Origin of the sequence: Microbacterium sp. HMWF026 (assembly GCF_003061325.1) — a bacterium.
GTDB classification, from domain to species: Bacteria; Actinomycetota; Actinomycetes; order Actinomycetales; family Microbacteriaceae; genus Microbacterium; species Microbacterium testaceum_E.
Genome location: NZ_QAJB01000342.1, coordinates 11,251 through 14,764 on the forward strand (window position 1 = coordinate 11,251; position 3,514 = coordinate 14,764).

Sequence of the window (3,514 nt, forward strand, 5' to 3'; positions counted from 1 at the left end):
GACGGACCGCCGGGACTCAGCCGACGACGCCGAGGATGTCGATGACGTAGGCCAGGGCGGTGTCGGCCGGGGCCTGCAGCGCCTGCTGGTCGGCCTGGGTCTGGTCGGCGGGGACGACGACCAGCACCTGCGAGCCCACCGTCTGACCCTCGATCGCCGAGGCGAGCGCCGGAGGCAGGGCCGAGACCGTGGCCTGGCCGGGCGAGCCGTTCTTCCAGGTCGAGGCGAACGTGGTCTTGGCGCCCCACGCGACGCCCTGCACGTGGATGACCACCGAGGAGTCGGCGGTGACGACGTCGCCGTCGCCCTTCTTGATCGTCTGCGAGCGCTCCTCGGTGGGGGCGTCGCCGGCGGGGATGACGATGCCGGGCTGGCCGTCGGGGGCCCGCACGACCGAGGGCATGCCCGAGTCGGCGTTGTACTGGTCGGCGCCGTCGGCCGCGGGCAGGAAGACCTTGCGCACGTCGAAGACGAACACCGCGCCGTCGCCCTCGTTCACGCCGAGCGCCTGCGCGCCCTGGGCGCCGAGGTCGGAGCCGGGGATGGCCACCGCGACGCGCGAGCCCTCGGCGACGCAGTCCAGCAGCGGGGCGATCGAGGGGATCGCCTGCGTCAGGCGCGGCAGCGGCGTCGCCGTCGCCTCGTCGCCGTAGGGCGTGGCGACGAGCTGCTCGCCCGTCGCGGCGTCGAGGACCGTGACGTCGACGAGGGCCAGCTGCTTCTCGCTCGTGATGCGCTGCCCGTCACCCGCGATGAGGGTCTGCGTGCCCGCCTGCTGCGGAACGAACGGCGATCGCACCGACACCGTGGGGGCGGAGCCGAAGTCGCCCGCGGCGTCGACCACCGAGGCGATCGAGCTGTCGGTGGGCGTCGGGCACGACGAGGCGGCGGATGCCGAGCACCCGACGAGGCCCATTCCGGCCAGAGCGGTCACGGCAACGAGAGCGGGGAGTCTGCGCACCGGAACAGTTTAGGTGCACTCGCTGTGCGCTCCCGCCGCGCGGGCTAAGCCGCCGGGTCGCCCTCGGGACGCGCCGCGGCCCCGGCGACGGACTGGCGCACGCCCTCGGCCGACTTCTGCGCCTCGCGCACGCGCTTGCGCAGGTTCTTGTCGGTGATCTCGCGATCACCCACGGCGCCCGGGGTCCACAGCTCCACGTCCTCATCACCGTAGCTCGACTTCGACGCGCGACGCTTGACCTCGGGCGGGATCGCCCCGGGCGCCAGGCGCCGCGCCGTGATGAGGAAGCCCGTGTGAGCGACCATGCGGTGGTCGGGGCGCACGGCGAGTCCCTCGACGTGCCATCCGCGCACCATGGTCTCGCTGGCATCCGGTTCGGTGAACAGCCCCGTCGCGCGGATGTACTCGGCGACGCGGCTCAGCTGCGTGGCGGTGGCGATGTAGCAGAGCACCACGCCGCCGGGCGTGAGCGCGTCGGCCACGGCGTCGATGCACTCCCAGGGCGCCAGCATGTCGAGCACGACGCGGTCGACGGATGCCGGGGCCACGGCATCCGGCAGGCTCTCGACGAGATCGCCGACGACGACCTGCCACGTCGCGGGTTGCTCGCCGTGGAAGGTCTCGACGTTCGCGCGGGCCACGTCGGCGAACTCCTCGCGACGCTCGAACGACAGCAGACGACCGCTCGGGCCGATCGCGCGCAGCAGCCACAGCGACAGGGCTCCCGAGCCGACACCGGCCTCGACGACCGTCGCCCCCGGGAAGACGTCGGCCTGCGCGAGGATCTGCGCGGCGTCCTTGGGGTAGACGATCGCAGCCCCCCGCGGCATCGACATGACGAAGTCGCGCAGCAGCGGGCGCACGGCCAGGTAGTCGTGACCGGAGCTGTTCGTGACGACGCTGCCGTCGGGCTGATCCACGAGGAGGGAGTGCTTGAGCACGCCGTTGTGGGTGTGGAGTTCACCGCTCTCGCGCAGCGTGATCGTGTGCATACGGCCCTTGGGGCCGGTCAGCTGGACGCGGTCGCCGATGCGGAAGGGGCCGCTCAGGTGGGGGGTCTCGCTCATCGGGTGACCTGTGTCTCGTCGATACGGGCGGAAGCGTGCAGCGCACGCAGGTCTGCGGTGGTGCGCCCCTCGAGGCTCGGCCAGAGGGCGTGGGCGCCGACGCCCTCGAGCGGCACCATGAGAGGAACGCCGAGAGAGACCGCGCCGCTGGCGATCGCCGAGCGCAGTCCGTTCGGGCTGTCCTCGATCGCGACGGCGTCGCGGATGTCGACGCCCAGCTCGCGCGCCGCCTGCAGGTACGGGTCGGGGTGCGGCTTGGGCTTGTCGACGTCGTCGCCGGCGACCACCAGGTCGAACGCGGGGAAGTCGATCAGATCGGCGACCGACAGCGCCATACGGCGCATCGACATCGTCACCAGCGCCGTCTTGACGCCGTGGGCACGCAGGTCGGCCAGAAGCTCGCGCGCGCCGGGGCGGAAGGGCACACCCGTTTCGGCGAGCTGGCGGAGCACCTCGTCGGTCAGGTGCGCGATGATCTCGTCGACTCCCCACGGCACGCCCGCGTTCTGCAGAAGGCGGGCGGAGTCCTCGAGGGCGAGTCCCACCATGCCGAGCGCCTGCTCGTGGGACCAGCTGCCCCCGAAGCGCTCCACGAGCGGAACCTCGGCGGCCATCCAGTAGGGCTCGGTGTCGACGAGGGTGCCGTCCATGTCCCAGAGGACGGCGGCGGGGGCGGGGGAAGTCATCGGTCCATCCTATTCGGGGGCGTCGGTCCGCCCCGCCCGGGCTCGGGGCGCTCCGGCCGCGCGTTCTCGCGTGCGCCTATCCTGGAGGTCAGCCCCGACGGGGCAGAGGAGGTTGCGTGGACGCACTGGGTCGCCGGATCATCGTCGCCGCTTTCGACGGCTGGAACGACGCCGGAGAAGCCGCGTCGGCGGCAGCGTCCATGCTGCGCGCCGACGTCGAGTACGAAGTCGTCCACACCGTCGACCCGGAGCTGTACTTCGACTACCAGTACACGCGTCCGCAGGTGGGAGTGGATGCCGAGGGCCGCCGCACCCTGACCTGGCCCGAGGCGCGACTGCTGCGCCCCGTCGTGCGCAACGACGACGCCGAGATCTGGCTGCTCGTCGGCGTCGAACCCGCGCGCGCCTGGCAGGCCTTCGCCGCCGAGTTCATCGACGTCGCCCTGCGCGAGGACGTCTCGGGTTTCGTCGCCCTCGGCTCGATGATGTCGGACGTCCCGCACACGCGCCCCATCTCGGTCTTCGCCGGCAGCGACAACGACGCCGTCCGTCAGTCCCTGGGCCTCGAGCGCAGTCTGTACGAGGGGCCGGTCGGCATCCTGAGCGCGATCGGCTACGCGGCCGAGCAGGTCGGCATCCCCACCGCGAGCCTGTGGGCCAGCGTTCCCCACTACGTCGCCGGCCACACCCCCTCACCCAAGGCCACCCTCGCGCTGCTCGACAAGCTCGAGACCATCACCGGCATCGCGGTGCCGCGCGGTGAACTGGATGCCGAGGCCCGGCAGTGGGAGGCCTCGATC

At 72.3% G+C, this 3,514-nt stretch carries 4 protein-coding genes; 1 reads left to right on the forward strand and 3 read right to left on the reverse strand.

Going from position 1 to position 3,514, the window contains the following annotated elements; all coding sequences use genetic code 11:
* Window positions 1-16: 16 nt before the first annotated feature.
* The 3 genes from DBR36_RS12760 to DBR36_RS12770 are packed head-to-tail and all read right to left on the reverse strand — an operon-like array spanning window position 17 to window position 2,714.
* Window positions 17-961 carry an FKBP-type peptidyl-prolyl cis-trans isomerase gene (locus tag DBR36_RS12760; protein ID WP_146185355.1) on the reverse strand — a complete coding sequence of 315 codons (945 nt, stop codon included), beginning with the start codon at window positions 959-961 and terminating at the stop codon, window positions 17-19.
* A 44-nt stretch (window positions 962-1,005) separates the two neighbouring features.
* The gene (locus tag DBR36_RS12765) at window positions 1,006-2,028 is read right to left on the reverse strand and encodes a tRNA (adenine-N1)-methyltransferase (protein ID WP_108319937.1); all 1,023 of its coding nucleotides are present in this window, start codon (window positions 2,026-2,028) and stop codon (window positions 1,006-1,008) included.
* The gene (locus DBR36_RS12770; RefSeq protein ID WP_108319939.1) at window positions 2,025-2,714 is read right to left on the reverse strand and encodes an HAD family phosphatase; all 690 of its coding nucleotides are present in this window, start codon (window positions 2,712-2,714) and stop codon (window positions 2,025-2,027) included. The genes DBR36_RS12765 and DBR36_RS12770 overlap by 4 nt, the downstream gene beginning before the upstream one ends.
* 116 nt (window positions 2,715-2,830) lie before the next feature.
* Between DBR36_RS12770 and DBR36_RS12775 the strand changes: the two genes are divergently transcribed.
* A partial coding sequence (locus DBR36_RS12775) for a PAC2 family protein (protein ID WP_108319941.1) occupies window positions 2,831-3,514 on the forward strand: 684 nt, incomplete at its 3' end.